At 59.7% G+C, this 14,230-nt stretch carries 14 protein-coding genes and 1 other RNA gene; 8 read left to right on the forward strand and 7 right to left on the reverse strand.

The window, feature by feature from the left end; all coding sequences use genetic code 11:
- Nucleotides 1-114: 114 nt before the first annotated feature.
- The 5 genes from G5195_RS03755 to suhB all read right to left on the reverse strand — a co-directional run bounded on the left by G5195_RS03755 (nucleotide 115) and on the right by suhB (nucleotide 4,832).
- Nucleotides 115-960, reverse strand: a complete 846-nt coding sequence (locus G5195_RS03755; protein WP_421223478.1) for a cobalamin-binding protein — start codon at nucleotides 958-960, stop codon at nucleotides 115-117.
- Nucleotides 953-1,915, reverse strand: coding sequence for a cobalamin biosynthesis protein CobD/CbiB (locus G5195_RS03760; protein ID WP_421235862.1), 963 nt, complete (start codon nucleotides 1,913-1,915; stop codon nucleotides 953-955). The genes G5195_RS03755 and G5195_RS03760 overlap by 8 nt, the downstream gene beginning before the upstream one ends.
- Complete coding sequence (gene mtnN, locus G5195_RS03765) at nucleotides 1,912-2,604, reverse strand: 5'-methylthioadenosine/S-adenosylhomocysteine nucleosidase (protein WP_021230869.1); 693 nt, start codon at nucleotides 2,602-2,604, stop codon at nucleotides 1,912-1,914. Before mtnN ends, G5195_RS03760 begins: the two co-directional genes overlap by 4 nt.
- A gap of 169 nt (nucleotides 2,605-2,773) precedes the next feature.
- On the reverse strand, nucleotides 2,774-3,706 hold the full coding sequence (locus tag G5195_RS03770; RefSeq protein WP_005361496.1) for a ZIP family metal transporter: 933 nt from the start codon (nucleotides 3,704-3,706) through the stop codon (nucleotides 2,774-2,776).
- A gap of 322 nt (nucleotides 3,707-4,028) precedes the next feature.
- A complete protein-coding gene (suhB, locus tag G5195_RS03775) occupies nucleotides 4,029-4,832 on the reverse strand; it encodes an inositol-1-monophosphatase (RefSeq protein ID WP_005352992.1) in 804 nt (267 codons plus the stop codon).
- 199 nt (nucleotides 4,833-5,031) lie between these two features.
- Between suhB and G5195_RS03780 the strand changes: the two genes are divergently transcribed.
- The 3 genes from G5195_RS03780 to emrD all read left to right on the forward strand — a co-directional run bounded on the left by G5195_RS03780 (nucleotide 5,032) and on the right by emrD (nucleotide 7,776).
- Entirely contained in the window at nucleotides 5,032-5,487 is a 456-nt protein-coding gene (locus G5195_RS03780) for a hypothetical protein (protein WP_421235863.1), read from the forward strand.
- Between the two features lie 168 nt (nucleotides 5,488-5,655).
- Nucleotides 5,656-6,318, forward strand: coding sequence for a glutathione S-transferase family protein (locus G5195_RS03785; RefSeq protein WP_421235864.1), 663 nt, complete (start codon nucleotides 5,656-5,658; stop codon nucleotides 6,316-6,318).
- Between the two features lie 261 nt (nucleotides 6,319-6,579).
- The gene (gene emrD, locus G5195_RS03790; RefSeq protein WP_421235865.1) at nucleotides 6,580-7,776 is read left to right on the forward strand and encodes a multidrug efflux MFS transporter EmrD; all 1,197 of its coding nucleotides are present in this window, start codon (nucleotides 6,580-6,582) and stop codon (nucleotides 7,774-7,776) included.
- Between the two features lie 165 nt (nucleotides 7,777-7,941).
- On the opposite strand, the gene ssrS is transcribed toward emrD, so the two are convergent.
- Both ssrS and zapA read right to left on the reverse strand, forming a co-directional pair.
- Nucleotides 7,942-8,123, reverse strand: a non-coding RNA gene (ssrS, locus tag G5195_RS03795) — 6S RNA.
- 16 nt (nucleotides 8,124-8,139) lie between these two features.
- Complete coding sequence (gene zapA, locus G5195_RS03800; protein WP_005333910.1) at nucleotides 8,140-8,472, reverse strand: cell division protein ZapA; 333 nt, start codon at nucleotides 8,470-8,472, stop codon at nucleotides 8,140-8,142.
- Nucleotides 8,473-8,645: 173 nt separating this feature from the next.
- On the opposite strand from zapA, the gene G5195_RS03805 reads away from it, so the two are divergent.
- From G5195_RS03805 to gcvH, 5 genes are all read left to right on the forward strand, one after another.
- Nucleotides 8,646-9,215 carry a UPF0149 family protein gene (locus G5195_RS03805; RefSeq protein WP_005333908.1) on the forward strand — a complete coding sequence of 190 codons (570 nt, stop codon included), beginning with the start codon at nucleotides 8,646-8,648 and terminating at the stop codon, nucleotides 9,213-9,215.
- 177 nt (nucleotides 9,216-9,392) lie between these two features.
- A complete protein-coding gene (ubiH, locus tag G5195_RS03810; protein ID WP_421204713.1) occupies nucleotides 9,393-10,616 on the forward strand; it encodes a 2-octaprenyl-6-methoxyphenyl hydroxylase in 1,224 nt (407 codons plus the stop codon).
- Between the two features lie 136 nt (nucleotides 10,617-10,752).
- On the forward strand, nucleotides 10,753-12,021 hold the full coding sequence (locus G5195_RS03815; protein ID WP_421235866.1) for an FAD-dependent 2-octaprenylphenol hydroxylase: 1,269 nt from the start codon (nucleotides 10,753-10,755) through the stop codon (nucleotides 12,019-12,021).
- A 417-nt stretch (nucleotides 12,022-12,438) separates the two neighbouring features.
- Complete coding sequence (gcvT, locus tag G5195_RS03820) at nucleotides 12,439-13,536, forward strand: glycine cleavage system aminomethyltransferase GcvT (protein WP_005346577.1); 1,098 nt, start codon at nucleotides 12,439-12,441, stop codon at nucleotides 13,534-13,536.
- A gap of 84 nt (nucleotides 13,537-13,620) precedes the next feature.
- Complete coding sequence (gene gcvH / locus G5195_RS03825; protein ID WP_005352972.1) at nucleotides 13,621-14,010, forward strand: glycine cleavage system protein GcvH; 390 nt, start codon at nucleotides 13,621-13,623, stop codon at nucleotides 14,008-14,010.
- The last annotated feature ends 220 nt before the right edge of the window (nucleotides 14,011-14,230 follow it).

A 14,230-nucleotide genomic window follows, 5' to 3' on the forward strand; every position in this document is an offset into this window, starting at 1 on the left:
AGCAAATAAAGTACCAGCTTTTTTGGCAAAGAGTGTGATCCATTCACAAAAACAGTTTTAAAGATTTGGGCGCACCCAGACCACCTCGGATTGGCTCGCATCAGTAGAGCTTTATCAAGATGTGCTGGAGCTCTGCGCGCTTAGCTGAATAGCCTGGCAAACCTCTTCAACCCCATTGAGGGCTCTCGGGGTGAAGCGGTGTAGTTCATCCGAGTTGATCAAATCGAGTCGCTGGTGCTGCACCGCATCGAGATTGGGCCACTTTTGCCAGTGATTCAGGGCGTCAGGATCTTGACTCCCCGCCAGGATCAGCGCGGGGTTCGCTTTGATCACCTGTTCCATGTCCACTTGAGGGTAGGGGGTCTTGGCATTTGCCATGACGTTGACCCCGCCGCAGAGTTCGATGGCCTGAGCCGGCCAGGCATTGCCACTGACGCTGGTGAGCGGTGGGTACCAGAGCTGGTAGAACACCTTGACGCCGGTTGATTGTCCATAACGCTGTTGCAGCTCATGCAGGCGCGCCAGATAGCGATCGGCGGCTTCGTTGGCACTTTTCTCAACACCCAGCAATTTGCCCAGCGCCCGCATCTCGGTCGCCAGCGAGGCAAAATCGGTGGGTTCAGAGTAGAACACCGAGATACCCAGCTGTTCCAGCGGTGCCAGCATTCGTGACTGGGCCGAGCGCCAGCCCAGGATCAGGTCCGGTTTTTGTGCCAGCAGGGCCTCGACATTGATGCTGCGATAATTGGCCACCTTGGGTTTGTTTTTCACCTCGGCGGGATAGTCTGAGGCATCATCAACGGCCACCAGTTTGTCACCGGCACCGATGTCGTAAAGCAGTTCGGTAAGATGGGGTACCACGCTCACCACCCGGCTCGGAGTCGCGGCAAACAGAACACCGGGCAACCAGGCCAGCAGCACGCAGGGCAGCCAGATCGGCAAGCGCAACACTCTACCCATGAAATAACCCCGCTACCGTGACAAGCAGCGCCAATATCAACCAGCCCCAGCCACATCCTTGCAGAATGTTGAGCAGCTTGCGCGGTGTCTCGCTATCTGGCTCAGCACCTGTGCCGATGACTGGCCTGCGCTGGAGAGCCCCCTGATAGTAGCGAGGGCCACCAAGGCGGATCCGGCACTTGTCTACCAGCAGGGTGAGCAGCATCCCCATGGCGGGATAGGGCCAGAGCGCGCCACTTCGCAGCAACTGCGCTGCCTGCTTGAGACGGCTTGCCAGCAGTGGCAGCCCCAGCAACAAAATGACGGGGGCATTGAGCCCCTGATAGAGGGTGCTGGCGGCGCGACCAAAATGGTCGAAGGCGGGATCTTTGCGACTCCAGCTCAGGTTCATCAGCTGCACCAGCCGCCAGAGCAGGGCGCCCTGTACACCAGCCAGGGCAAATCCCAGCAGCGGGCCAGCCCATTGTCCCACCAGGCGCAGGGCGCAGCTCTCCGTCACTGCTTTGGCGAGCCCCATGGTCGAGAGTTTACCGGTCTCCCGCTTGAGCCAGGGGGCAGACTGCAATCTCGCCAGCGGCAGGGTCTCCTGGGTGGCGAGCGAGCGGGTGGCATGGGCGAGTTCGCGTAGTGGGCGGGATTCGAGCATCAGCAGCAGGAACAGCAGGTCGAAGACCGGCTCGCTCAGGGCCAGATTGCGAAGCGACCAGAGCCCGGCTGCGCAGGGGAGCCAGACTACCAGCATTGCTAGCAGGCCGGCCTGCATTTGCTGGCCGGGTGAACCATCGGGTCTGTGTACCTTGTGCCCCAGCCGTGTCAGCAGGGGCGTGACGGCCGAAAGACGCAGATGGGATGGCCACGGGATCACCGCCTCCAGCAGGGCAGCACCTACCAGAATGGCCGCCGTCGTCGAGAGGAGGGCGTCGGCCATCAAATCAAGCGAGCCGGTCTCGATCACAGCTTGCCGAGCATCTTGATGATCACTTCGGCGGAGTGCTTGCCGGCCACTTCGATGAAGGCATCGAAGGATTCAACCTGTTCCTTGCCGGCGATATCGGACATGGCGCGCACCACCAGATAGGGCACTTTGAACATGTGGCACACCTGACCGATGGCGGCACCTTCCATCTCGACCGCCAGCATCTGCGGGAAGTCGGCGCGAGCCTTGGCGATGGCGTCCGGTTTGCACATGAACTGATCGCCGGTGCAGATAAGGCCAACCTTGGTTTGGTGCTTGCCCTGCTCGGCGATGCAATCCTGAGCGACCGCGATGAGTTTCTCGTCGCAGGGGAAGGCGGCGGGTTGCTGCGCCATCTGGCCCATCTCGTAACCAAAGGCGGTCACGTCGACATCGTGGAAACGCATCTCGCTGGCGATCACCACATCACCGATATGCAGGTCTTGGGCAAAGCCGCCCGCAGAGCCGGTATTGATGACGCAGTCGGGGGCAAATTTTTCCAGCAGCAGGCTGGTGGCCACGCTGGCGGCGACCTTACCGATACCGGAGCGGGTCAGGATCACCTCTTTGCCTGCCAGCTCCCCTTGATAGAACTCGCAGCCGCCCAGTTGCAGGGTGGTGGGGTTGCTCATCTGGCTGCGCAGCAGGGCCACTTCTTGCTCCATGGCGCCGATAATACCTACTTTCATTGCTGACCTCGTCTTGATAGCCGTGTGGCTGAATTTAAGTTGCTGTAGATCATAACAAAAGATGGCGTCGGCGCCGAGAGGCACAAGCGAAAGGAGAGATGAAGCGCGGCGCTCCATATGGGAGCGCCGCAGGTGACAAAAAGCATTGATGAGGGAGGGGCTAGTGTCTTTAGCCGAGCGCGGTATCGAGGGTCATCATCAGGGCAAAGCCCGCCATCAGGCCGAGGGTGGCATAGGTCTGGTGACCGTTGCGGTGAGTCTCAGGGATAACCTCGTGCGAGACCACAAACAGCATGGCGCCGGCGGCGAGCCCAAGTCCGATGGGGTAGGCGATGGCAAGGCCGCTGGAGAGCCCGACCCCGAGCAGGGCGCCAACCGGTTCGAGCAGGCCGCTGGCGATGGCAACCAGCACCGCCACCGAAGGGCGAAAACCGGCGGCGCACATGGCCAGCGCCACCGCCAGTCCTTCGGGAATATCCTGCAGTGCGATGGCGGTGGTGAGCGGCAGCCCCACCGACATATCCCCCTGCGAGAAGCTCACCCCGATGGCCATCCCCTCCGGCAGGTTGTGCAGGGCGATGGCAAAGACGAACAGCCAGACCCGGGAGCAGCTCTCGTGGCCGGGGCCGCAGGGGCCGGTTTTGTCATGCTCGTGCGGGGTGAACTGATCCAGCCCCAGCATCAACAGCACCCCGAGGGTCATGCCGACAACCACCACGGCGGCGGCGCTAAAGCCGTTGCCGGTGATCCCCTCGGCAGCCTCTAGCCCCGGCAGCAGCAGGGAGAAGGCGCTGGCCGCCAGCATCATGCCTGCGGCAAAGCCGAGCATGGTGTCCTCCACTTTTTGCGGTACCGAGCGTAGAAACAGAGCGGGCAGGGCGCCGATGGCGGTGGCGGCAAACCCGGCGGCACCACCTATCAGGCCATAGCGCACGCCGCTGGTCACCTCGCCGGTAGCGAGCATGATGAGACTCTGCAACAGCAGCAACAAGACGGCAGCCAGCGCGATAAAGAGGCCGAGAGCAGTGAGCGGGCGGCTTTGCATCTGGCTGCGCAGTTGCTGTGACCAGGATAACGGAGGAAGAGCTGAGAGATGGTCCATGGCATGACCTCAAGGTGTGCAAAGTGGATGGTGGCATTACATCGATTCGGCCGCCCCTTGTCCATGTCTGCAGGGCGATTGCCGCTATCTGAAAATCTGGAAAGAGTTTATCCAGGCAACCACATGGGAACTCTTATCGGTAGCCAAAGGCGGGGGGCAAGAGGGGTTGTCTGCAAATGGCTGAAGTGGATGTTGAGAGGCAAGTGGGGATGCATCGCGAACTCTTTTAAATCAGCTGTAGATGTCTGCCTTGGTGTTCGGATAACAGATACAAGAAAACCGGCTTGCGCCGGTTTTGTTATCTGTCTGCTCGAAGGCTGGCTTATTTCGCCAGGGACTCCGGCAGCTCTTCACGGATCTTGCCGAGCATCTCTTTCAGGACACGCGGGTTGGCAACCACGATGTTGCCGGAGTTTTCGTAGTTGTGACCACCTACGAAGTCGGTGACGATGGCGCCAGCTTCTTTGGCCAGCAGTTCACCGGCAGCGGTGTCCCAGGGCTTGAGGCCGATTTCCCAGAAACCGTCGACGCGACCGGCAGCCACGTAGGCCAGATCCAGTGCGGCAGAGCCGGAGCGACGGATGTCGGCACATTCGATGAACATGCTCTGGAACATCTTCAGGTAGGACTCGATGTGGTGCTTTTGCTTGTAGGGGAAACCGGTCGCCAGCACGGTGCCAGCCAGCTCTTTGGCTTTGCCGACACGAATGCGGTAGCCGTTCAGCTGGGCGCCGCTACCACGGGTAGCAGTAAACAGCTCGTCACGGATGGGATCGTAAACAACGGCTTGTTCAGTCTTGCCCTTGACACGCAGGGCGATGGAGACGGCAAAGTGCGGAATGCCTTTGACCAGGTTGGTCGTGCCATCCAGTGGGTCAATGATCCATTGATAGTCCGGATTGGTACCGGCAATCTCACCAGACTCTTCAGCAACAATGCTGTGCTCCGGGTAAGATTTTTTGATGGTGTGAATGATGGCCGCTTCGGCTTCACGGTCAACGTTGGTCACGAAGTCATTGCTGCCTTTTTGGATAGCCTCAATGTTCTCGGGCTGGGAGAAGGCTTTTACTACAACTTGACCGGCGTTGCGCGCAGCGCGCACGGCGATATTCAGCATCGGATGCATAGGTTCACCACTGGATGTTAAAGAACGGGGGATAACAGGACGCGGTATGATACCAGTATTTTGTGCGATGGCAACTGTTATCCCCCTACGACTAATTGATTGCGACTGCCAGATCTGACGGCTCCAATATAGACCAGATCTGCGCTAGTCTTATCCCAGCAGCCGGATACAGGCTGTTATGAGCATAGGGATATGAGCCATGAATTTGTCATTAGTGAGTCAGAACGTGTCTGCGGCCAGCGAGGGACTGTTGGCCATCTTGCGGTCATCACCCGAGTATGGTGATCACTTTGCCCACATCACCGTGACCCCCCTTGCCCAGTGGCAACCGGCCAAGACGGAGGCGGCGATCCTGCTGATCGACGGCGATGCGCCCTGGCAGGATGCCGGATTTACCCGGGGAGAGGATGAGACGATCGGTTTGCCGGTCTTGCCGTTGCTGATCCGCAAGGGAGACAAGGAGCTGACGGTCTGTGGGCCGGATGTGCGTGACCCCCGTTTCTATTTTGTCTCAAACGGCATCGTGCTGGATGAGTCTGAGCTGGCCGAGCCTGCCTGCAGCCGGGTGCTGCTGCGCAAACTGGAGTCTTACTTCCCGTTGCTTTCCCGCCTGATCATGCTGCGCCAGCGCAAGCCGGTCGCCATGCTCAACTAGCATTTACCATTGCCAGAGCGCACCAGCGGCGCACCGTGGCCTTGTTTGGCCTACGGTGCGCCGCTTTTTAATGGTCTGGAGCCGGTCACTTGTTGCAAGATGAGGCGGCTATGGTGTTGCACCCTGTTCCAACCGTGCAATCTGGCTATGACCAACAAGGAGTGAATCATGATCGACTTTTACACCGCCGCGACCCCCAATGGTTTCAAAGTGGCGATTGCCCTCGAAGAGCTGGGTTTGCCCTATCGGGTCATTCCTCTCGATCTCTCAGCACTGGATCAGAAGAAGCCCGAGTTTCTCGCCATCAACCCAAATGGCCGTATTCCGGCTATCGTCGATCGGGATAATGACGATTTTGCCGTATTCGAGTCGGGCGCCATCCTCATCTATCTGGCGGAGAAAGCAGGCAAATTGTTGCCGGCCGATCCCAAACACCGCTCTCAGGCTATCCAGTGGCTGATGTTCCAGATGGGTGGGGTAGGGCCCATGATGGGGCAGGCCAACGTCTTCTATCGCTACTTTCCCGAGAAGATCCCCGCCGCCATCGAACGCTATCAGAAAGAGGGGCGCCGTCTATTCGAGGTGCTCGACAGCCATCTGGCCCATCACGAATATCTGGCGGACGAGTACAGCATCGCCGATATTGCCACCTGGCCCTGGGTGCGTATTTATGACTGGAGCGGCATCTCCATCGAGGGATTGCCCCATCTGCAAGCCTGGATGGATCGCATGGCAGAGAAACCTGCCTGCCAGAAGGGAATCACCATACCGCCACGCAAGGGGCAGCCCGATGAGCTGATCAAGCAGGCTCAACAGATGGTAACCCGTTGATTTTTAACTGCTGACGGGGCGTAAAGCTCCGTAATATTAGAAAAACTAAGGCAAGCCGATTATAAAGATTCGTTCGTTTTCTGTGAGCTGAATCACTATGATGCCCCCATACCACCAAGCGTCCTGTGCGGTGGTCTGGCGGGCTCCCCGCCTACTGTTTCCAACACTGTTTTTGATTGCATCACAGCATCTGTGATCGGATTCCTCTGGGCTATTTTGTGCCAGAGGGCGGCAGCATTTTTTCGATTTTTTGGGACTGATATGGATCGGCACAGTTTTTATCCGTTGTTTTTACTGACCATTCTGATGGTCGCTGTGGGCCAGATGACCCAGACCCTCTATGTCCCCTCCATTCCCATGATGGCGGAGGATTTCAATGTGGCCTCGGGCCAGTTGCAGGCGGTGATGGCCTGTTACCTGATCCCCTATGGCCTCTCCCAGTTTGTCTACGGGCCGCTGTCGGATCGCATCGGTCGTCGTCCGGTGCTGATCGTCGGCATGATGGTATTTCTGGTAGGAACCTTGATCATTCAGGTCATCCCCCATTTTGCCGCCCTGCTGGTGGGCAGCTTTATTCAGGGGCTGGGTACCGGTGCCGGTGGCGCCATGAGCCGTACCGTGATGCGGGATCGCTACAATGGCGCCGAGCTCAACCGCGCCAACAGTCTGGTCAGCATGGGGGTGATCTTCTCCCCGCTGCTGGCACCGGTACTGGGGGGATGGCTGACTGAGCTGTTCAACTGGCGTGCCGGTTACTGGTTCCTGTTCGGTTTTGGTGCCGTAGCCACTCTGGCGATCATGGCCTGGTTTGGTGAAACTCTGCCTGCTGCTGCCCGTCAGCCACTGCGCGTCGGTGCTGCCTATCGCCACGTGCTGGGCAACCCCAAGTTTCAGGGCAACCTGCTTTGCCTGATGGCGACCTTTGCCGGTTTGGCAGTGTTCGAGGCTGCGGCCGGTGTGCTGCTGGGCGATGTGCTGAAACTGAGCGCCCGTACCGTGAGCGTGCTGTTCGTGCTGCCGCTGCCCGGCTATCTGTTCGGGGCCTGGCTCTCTGCCAAGCTGAGCTTTCGTTTGACTCAGGGCAAGCTGATGCGTCTGGGGATCGCCTTTCTGGCGCTCGGCTCCCTCATTATTCTGGTGCCGGGGCTGTTCGGGGTGGTGAGTGCCGCCTCGCTGGTCGGTGGTGCGGCTGTCTACTTCATCGGTAGCGGTATTCTCTACCCGACCGCCACCTCCTGCGCCATCGAGCCCTTCCCGGGTCAGGCCGGCACCGCGGGGGCCATTCTCGGCGGGATGCAGAATCTGGGTGCCGGTGTGGTGACCCTGCTGGCGGCCGGTTTCCCGATGACCGGTCAGGTGACTCTGGGTGCCATCATGACCCTGATGGTGCTGATCGTGGCGCTGAGTTTTGTCTGGTTACGCCACAATGGCTCCCCCCACGAGCAGATGGCAATTTGATCTGCCGCTCTCTTTGCATCTGGATCAAGCCCACTCTCAGCGGTGGGCTTTGTTTTATCCGGAGAACGGGCTAGGAGATCGCATTAGCTTAATGTAGCGATCGATGTTGTGAGGTTAATTCCGGAAAAGAAAAAACCCGTCACGCTGGTGACGGGCTTTTGCTGTTGGTACCCCGAGATGCCGTTGCCGGTTTGGGCCCTTGAACCGTCGGTTCAAGGCGGGGATCGGATCTGACCGCAGGCTTCTCGGTCGTGCCGAGCATGCGCAATAGCCAGAAGGCAGATCCCCTGTTTGGTATGAATATCGGCTCGGGGACTTGAACCGGCTGACAAACATCCCAGGGAATTTTAAAACGGTTTGCGATTAGGGCTGCTGCCCCTCTTCGCTGGAATCACCATATTGTCCGTGCTCGATCAGGGCCGCTTCGATGGTGCGCTGCAGCATCTTGATCCGCTTGTCCATGGTCTCAGAGTATTGGTGGTTCTTCTCTTTTTCAAGGCAGAGCTCATGACAGAAATTGAGCGCCGCCATGATAGCCAATTGCTCGTTGCTGGAGACTTTGGAGCGTTGACGCAGGTCGATCAACTTGTCGGTCAGCTGCTCGGCGGCCTGGCGCAGGGCATCCTGCTGTCCCAAGGGACAGGATACCTTGTAGGGACGTCCCAAAATGACGATTTCTACGGCCTCTGTGCTCATGCCTTCCTCAATACGGCGGAGTTGATTTCCGCCTTTATCCACGTGGACAACTGGGCGGGACTATATAGCGCAGATGCATAAGTTTCAAGGCCTTGCTGGCTCTGCAAGAGGGAGAATGCTAGGATCCTGACCATTAATTCTGCAAATTTGACTGAACTTTGAGCGGATCCTCGATGAGCAAAACGAACCCCCTTAAATATGCGGCAGTGGCCGACATCATGGAACAACATGAGCTGATGGCCAGCGCAGTAGAGGCCCATGGTGTGATCTGCGGTCTGGTGTGCGGCGGTGTGGCACTGGACGACAAGAGTTGGCTGCCCCATTTCAACGATCTGGTGAACGACGGTTTCGGCCTGCCGGCCCCGGTGCGCCAGGTGATGACCGATCTTTATCACAATGTGGTCGAGAGTTTGATGGCCCAGAAGGGCGTCGAGCTGCTGCTGCCAAGCGATGATGCTCCCCTCGACGAGCGCATCGATTCGCTGGTGGACTGGTCACAGGCATTTCTGGCCGGTTTTGGCGTGGTGCAGCAGGAGCTCTCCCGCGCGTCGGAAGAGCTGCAGGAGATGATCCAGGATATCGCCAGCATCACTCAGGTCTCCGCCGAGTTCGATCAGGAAGATGATGAGAACGAAGCCTCCTTCCTGGTGCTCTACGAACACGTCAAACTGGGGGTCATGATGGCCTTCGAAGAGTTTGGCAAGCGTCCCGATACCCCGAGCGCGCCGCCGACCCTTCATTGAGGCGCGGGTCAACGCGATCCTAACTGAATCTGCAAGAGCGCCTGATGGCGCTCTTTTTTATTTCCTTGTGGTAGCTAACCCTGTGAGGCGCAACCGGTTTTTTGCCGGTGACCTCGCATTCGGCCAGCGGCTTTGTGATAGCATGAGGCCACCTTTTTCACTTCTTCCTCTCTGCTTATGTCTCAATCTGATGTGCGACAGGTCGATGTAACCCTAGTCGGCGGTGGAATGAGCGGCGCCGTGCTGGCCCTCTCGCTGGCAGCCCTGCTTCGATCCGATGGCTCCCCCCTCGAGATCCTGCTGCTGGAGGCAAGCGTCCCCAAACAGCACACCCATTCAGGGTTCGACGCACGCGCCATTGCGCTCTCGGCCGGTACCTGCGATGCGCTGTTGCGACGCGGACTCTGGCCGCTGTTTGCCCCCCATTGCGCCCCCATTACCCAGATTCATGTCTCGGATCGGGGCCACTTCGGTCAGGCTCGCCTGTCGGCTGCCGAATACGACCTGCCCGCGCTGGGCCAAGTGATTGAGCTTGCATCCGCCGGCAAGGAACTGCAACGGGCGATGGCGGCCTCTCCCAATATCCGGGTCTGTTGTCCGGCACGGGTGAGCGAGATTGTGCCCGATGAGGAGAAGGTGACCCTCACCCTCGAGAGCGGTGAACAGATTGAGACCCGCCTGCTGGTGGCGGCAGACGGCGGCAACTCCTTTGTGCGTCAGCACTTCAAGTTGCCGGTGACCCGCCACGACTTTGAGCAGCACGCCATCATCGCCACGGTCAAAACGGCGCAAGACCCTGAGGGACGCGCCTTCGAGCGTTTTACCGAAGGGGGGCCGCTGGCCCTGCTGCCGATGCAGGATGGGCTCTCCTCGCTGGTATGGAGCGTCGGGCAGCATGAGGTGGATGAGCTGATGGCGCTCGATGAGGTGGCGTTTCTTGCTCGTCTGCAGCAGGCCTTTGGCTGGCGGCTCGGCCGCTTCGAGCGATGTGGCGTGCGTCACGTCTATCCGCTCATTCTGACCGCCTGCGACTACCCGCTGGCCCAGCGTACCGTGCTGGTGGGCAATGCTGCTCATGCCCTGCACCCTATCGCCGGGCAGGGCTTCAACCTCGGGATGCGGGATCTGGACCTGCTTACCGGCGCCGTAGCCAAGGCGTTGGCAGAGGGGGAGGATATCGGCAGCTTCAAGGTGCTGAACGGTTACTGGCAGCAGCGTCAGCGCGATCAGGATCAGACCGTCTGGCTCACCTCTTCGCTGGCCCAGCTCTTCTCCAATGGTCACGATCCGCTGGTGGCGGGGCGCAATCTGGCGCTCACCCTGATGGGGCGATTCCCGTGCCTCAAGGCGCCGCTTGCCTCGCGCACCCTGGGCTTTGTCGCTGATGTGTGCGGCAACTAGCCAGCACTTGTTGAGTGGAACCTGTTGACCGGAAGATGGTGACCGCCATTCGTTGATCAAAACCTATTGAATAAAGAGGTGATGCCTGCGGGCGTCCCCTCGCTGGCCAGCCGGTCAGCCCAGAAAGGATGAGATGATGCAGATGCAAAATGTGGATGTGGTGATTGTCGGTGGCGGCATGGTGGGGCTGGGGCTCGCTGCGGCCCTGAAACATAGCGCCCTCAAGGTGCTGGTGGTGGAGGGGCAACTGCCCGACCCGCAGCTGGGGGAGGTGGCCGATAACCGGGTCAGCGCCCTGAGTCTGGCCAGCCAGCAGATCCTGCGTCATGTCGGCGCCTGGGACGGCATTGAAGCGCGCCGCCTGCAGGCCTACGCCAAGATGGCGGTGTGGGAGCAGGACAGTTTTGGCCATATCGACTTTGATGCCGCCAGCCTGCGTCAGGCCAACCTCGGCCACATCGTCGAGAATCGGGTGATCCAGCTGGCGCTGCTTGAGGCGATTGAAGGTGCCAGCAATATCCAGCTGCTGACCCCCGCCAGAGCCAAGAGCCTGCAGAGCGGCCCGGCGGGCGCCCTGCTGCTCCTTGAAGATGGTCAGGCCATCTCGGCCAAATTGGTGGTGGCTGCCGATGGCGCCCACTCCTGGGTGCGCCGTCAGGCTGATATCCCGCTCACCAGCTGGGATTATGGCCACCACGCGCTGGTGGCGACGGTGCGCTGCGCCGAACCCCATGAAGCTGTTGCTCGCCAGATCTTCACCCCGGATGGCCCGCTCGCCTTTTTGCCGCTGTGGCAGGAGAACCTCTGTTCCATCGTCTGGTCGCTGCCTGCGGCCCGCGCCGAGGCGCTCTGCACCTGCGATGACGAGCAGTTCAATCGCCAGCTTACCGCCGCCTTCGATGCCCGGCTCGGTCTGTGCAAGGTGGAGGGGGCGCGCAGCGCCATTCCCCTCACTGCCCGCTATGCCCGCGACTTTGCTCGCGAGCGGCTGGTGCTGGTGGGAGATGCCGCCCACACCATCCACCCCCTGGCGGGGCAGGGGGTCAACCTTGGCCTGCTGGATGCTGCCGCGCTGGCGGAGCAGATCTTGCAAAATCATGCCGCGGGCGAGGATATCGGCCTGCTCGCCAACCTGCGCAGCTACGAGCGCTGGCGCAAGAGCGAGGCGGCTCGCATGCTGGCGGCGATGGAAGGGCTCAAGCGGCTGTTCAGCGGGGCCAACCCGCTCAAGAAGCTGGTGCGGGGCGTGGGATTGCGCGCGGCCAACCTGCTGACGCCCTTCAAGGAGGGGGTGATCCGCGCCGCCATGGGGCTGGAGGGCGAGTTACCCGCATTGGCCCGTCCTGACTGGGCTGTTGCTGCGACCAAGGGCAGTGCCATGCAGGCCAAGGGTGAAAAAAACTAATATTACTTGCCGTTTTTGACAACAAAAGTAATCCGACAAGGCTGATGACCCGTTTTGGGTGTCAGCCTTTAATTTTGCTCTGGAGCGAAACGTTTTTCTGCAAATTGTGACGAAACGGTAAAAATCAAAATTTAATCTCGCCTGAGTCGGCTTATGGCTGTTTTTATCACTGCATTTATCTTAGTGTCTGGAGTCAGTTTTACGGGAGGGGGATTAGTTTTTTTTGAGCGGCACGCTCGCCTGCTTGTCATATAATCCGCTCCGTTCAAGGAATCCCTCTTGCCTGGCAAGGGCAGGAGCGAGCACACACTTTTGGATCCGGTCGCTTTTTGTTGCACGAAGTGCAGTCAGAGCGGTGGCGCGGGTCGCAAGGGTGGTCGCCAAAGCGAAAAGGCTTTTTGCTAAGGAAAGAATGCGATGATCCAGACTACTGTACTGCATCCCAAACACCTGGAAGCCGGCGCCAAGATGGTGGACTTCCACGGTTGGGAAATGCCCATCAACTACGGCTCCCAGCTGGAAGAGCACCACGCGGTGCGCAGCGATGCCGGTATGTTCGATGTCTCCCACATGACCATCGTCGATTTGACCGGCGAACGGGTCAAAGCCTTTCTGCAACACCTGCTGGCCAACGATGTGGCCAAACTCACTGCCCCCGGCAAGGCCCTCTACAGCGGCATGCTCAATCCGGAAGGCGGCGTGATCGATGACCTCATCACCTATTACCTGACCGATACCTTCTACCGGCTGGTGGTCAACTCCGCTACCCGCGAGAAGGATCTGGCCTGGATCCGCCATCACGCCATCGATTTCGACATCACAGTGACCGAGCGTCCCGAGCTTGCGATGATTGCGGTGCAGGGCCCCAACGCCAAGGTCAAGGCTGCTGCTGTGCTGAGCGCCGCTCAGCGTACCGCCGTGGTGGGGATGAAACCCTTCTTCGGCGTGCAGGCTGGCGATCTCTTTATCGCCACTACCGGCTACACCGGCGAAGATGGTTATGAAATCGTGGTGCCGCAAGAGAAAGCCTGCGAGCTGTGGCAGGCACTGCTGGATAACGGCGTCGCCCCGTGCGGCCTCGGTGCCCGCGATACCCTGCGCCTCGAAGCGGGGATGAACCTCTACGGTCAGGATATGGACGAGTCAGTCTCTCCGCTGGCCGCCAACATGGCCTGGACTATCGCCTGGGAGCCGAGCGATCGCAACTTCATCGGCCGCGACGTGCTGGAAGCACAGAAAGCGGCGGGCAACCAGCCCAAGCTGGTGGGTCTGGTGATGGAAGAGAAAGGGGTGCTGCGTGCCGGTATGCCGGTCACCTTCACCGCGGCAAACGGTGAGAAGCGGGAAGGTGTGATCACCTCCGGCTCATTCTCCCCCACCCTGGGCTACAGTATTGCCCTGGCACGGGTGCCCCGCGATATCGGTGAATTGGCCGAGGTGGAGATCCGCAAGAAGCTGGTCACCGTGAAGGTCACCAAGCCCGCTTTCGTCCGTAACGGCCAGAAGCTGGTTTAATACCGTTTTGGGGGAGGGCAGTGCCTCCCCCATCCCTTTTCATATTCGTTTTTAAACGCGACTCAAAGATCAAAGGAAGCACAAATGAGCCATATCCCGAGCGAACTGAAATATGCCACCTCCCACGAGTGGATCCGTATTGAAGCCAACGGCGAGGCCGTGGTCGGTATCACCGAGCACGCCCAGGAGCTGCTGGGTGACATGGTGTTTGTCGAGCTGCCGGAAGTGGGCAAGCAGGTCAGCGCCGGTGACGACTGCGCCGTGGCCGAGTCGGTCAAGGCGGCCTCCGATATCTACAGCCCGGTGAGCGGCGAGATCATTGCCGTCAACGAAGAGCTGGAAGGGAGCCCCGAGCTGGTCAACTCCGACCCCTACAGCGCTGGCTGGCTGTTCCGCATCAAGCTCGATGACGAGAGCGAGCTGGCCAACCTGCTGGATGCCGAAGGCTACCAGAACGTGGTGGACGAAGAGTAATGCCCCCGGGCCCTGCCAACACAGCAGGGCCCCTTTGTATGACCGCTAGCCGGGCAAGCGCCGGCCGGTGGAAGGGTGAAATCGTCCGCGCCTGCCGTTTGCTTGCCTGCTTTTTCCAGGGCAAACGGGCCGGTTCGCAACAAGGCGATCCCCTCTTGATGCTGCCGCAGCATCCGGTGCCGCACCCTGTCTGCGGGACCCAGAACATGAGTGGAGTCGG

The organism is Aeromonas sp. 601039 (assembly GCF_049174415.1).
Lineage (GTDB): Bacteria > Pseudomonadota > Gammaproteobacteria > Enterobacterales > Aeromonadaceae > Aeromonas > Aeromonas veronii_A.

Coding starts and splice junctions, on each gene's coding strand:
- G5195_RS03755 (WP_421223478.1), bottom strand. CDS start 960: ATGGGTAGAGTGTTGCGCTTGCCGATCTGGCTGCCCTGCGTGCTGCTG.
- mtnN (WP_021230869.1), bottom strand. CDS start 2,604: ATGAAAGTAGGTATTATCGGCGCCATGGAGCAAGAAGTGGCCCTGCTG.
- G5195_RS03770 (WP_005361496.1), bottom strand. CDS start 3,706: ATGGACCATCTCTCAGCTCTTCCTCCGTTATCCTGGTCACAGCAACTG.
- suhB (WP_005352992.1), bottom strand. CDS start 4,832: ATGCATCCGATGCTGAATATCGCCGTGCGCGCTGCGCGCAACGCCGGT.
- G5195_RS03780 (WP_421235863.1), top strand. CDS start 5,032: ATGAATTTGTCATTAGTGAGTCAGAACGTGTCTGCGGCCAGCGAGGGA.
- G5195_RS03785 (WP_421235864.1), top strand. CDS start 5,656: ATGATCGACTTTTACACCGCCGCGACCCCCAATGGTTTCAAAGTGGCG.
- emrD (WP_421235865.1), top strand. CDS start 6,580: ATGGATCGGCACAGTTTTTATCCGTTGTTTTTACTGACCATTCTGATG.
- zapA (WP_005333910.1), bottom strand. CDS start 8,472: ATGAGCACAGAGGCCGTAGAAATCGTCATTTTGGGACGTCCCTACAAG.
- G5195_RS03805 (WP_005333908.1), top strand. CDS start 8,646: ATGAGCAAAACGAACCCCCTTAAATATGCGGCAGTGGCCGACATCATG.
- ubiH (WP_421204713.1), top strand. CDS start 9,393: ATGTCTCAATCTGATGTGCGACAGGTCGATGTAACCCTAGTCGGCGGT.
- G5195_RS03815 (WP_421235866.1), top strand. CDS start 10,753: ATGCAGATGCAAAATGTGGATGTGGTGATTGTCGGTGGCGGCATGGTG.
- gcvT (WP_005346577.1), top strand. CDS start 12,439: ATGATCCAGACTACTGTACTGCATCCCAAACACCTGGAAGCCGGCGCC.
- gcvH (WP_005352972.1), top strand. CDS start 13,621: ATGAGCCATATCCCGAGCGAACTGAAATATGCCACCTCCCACGAGTGG.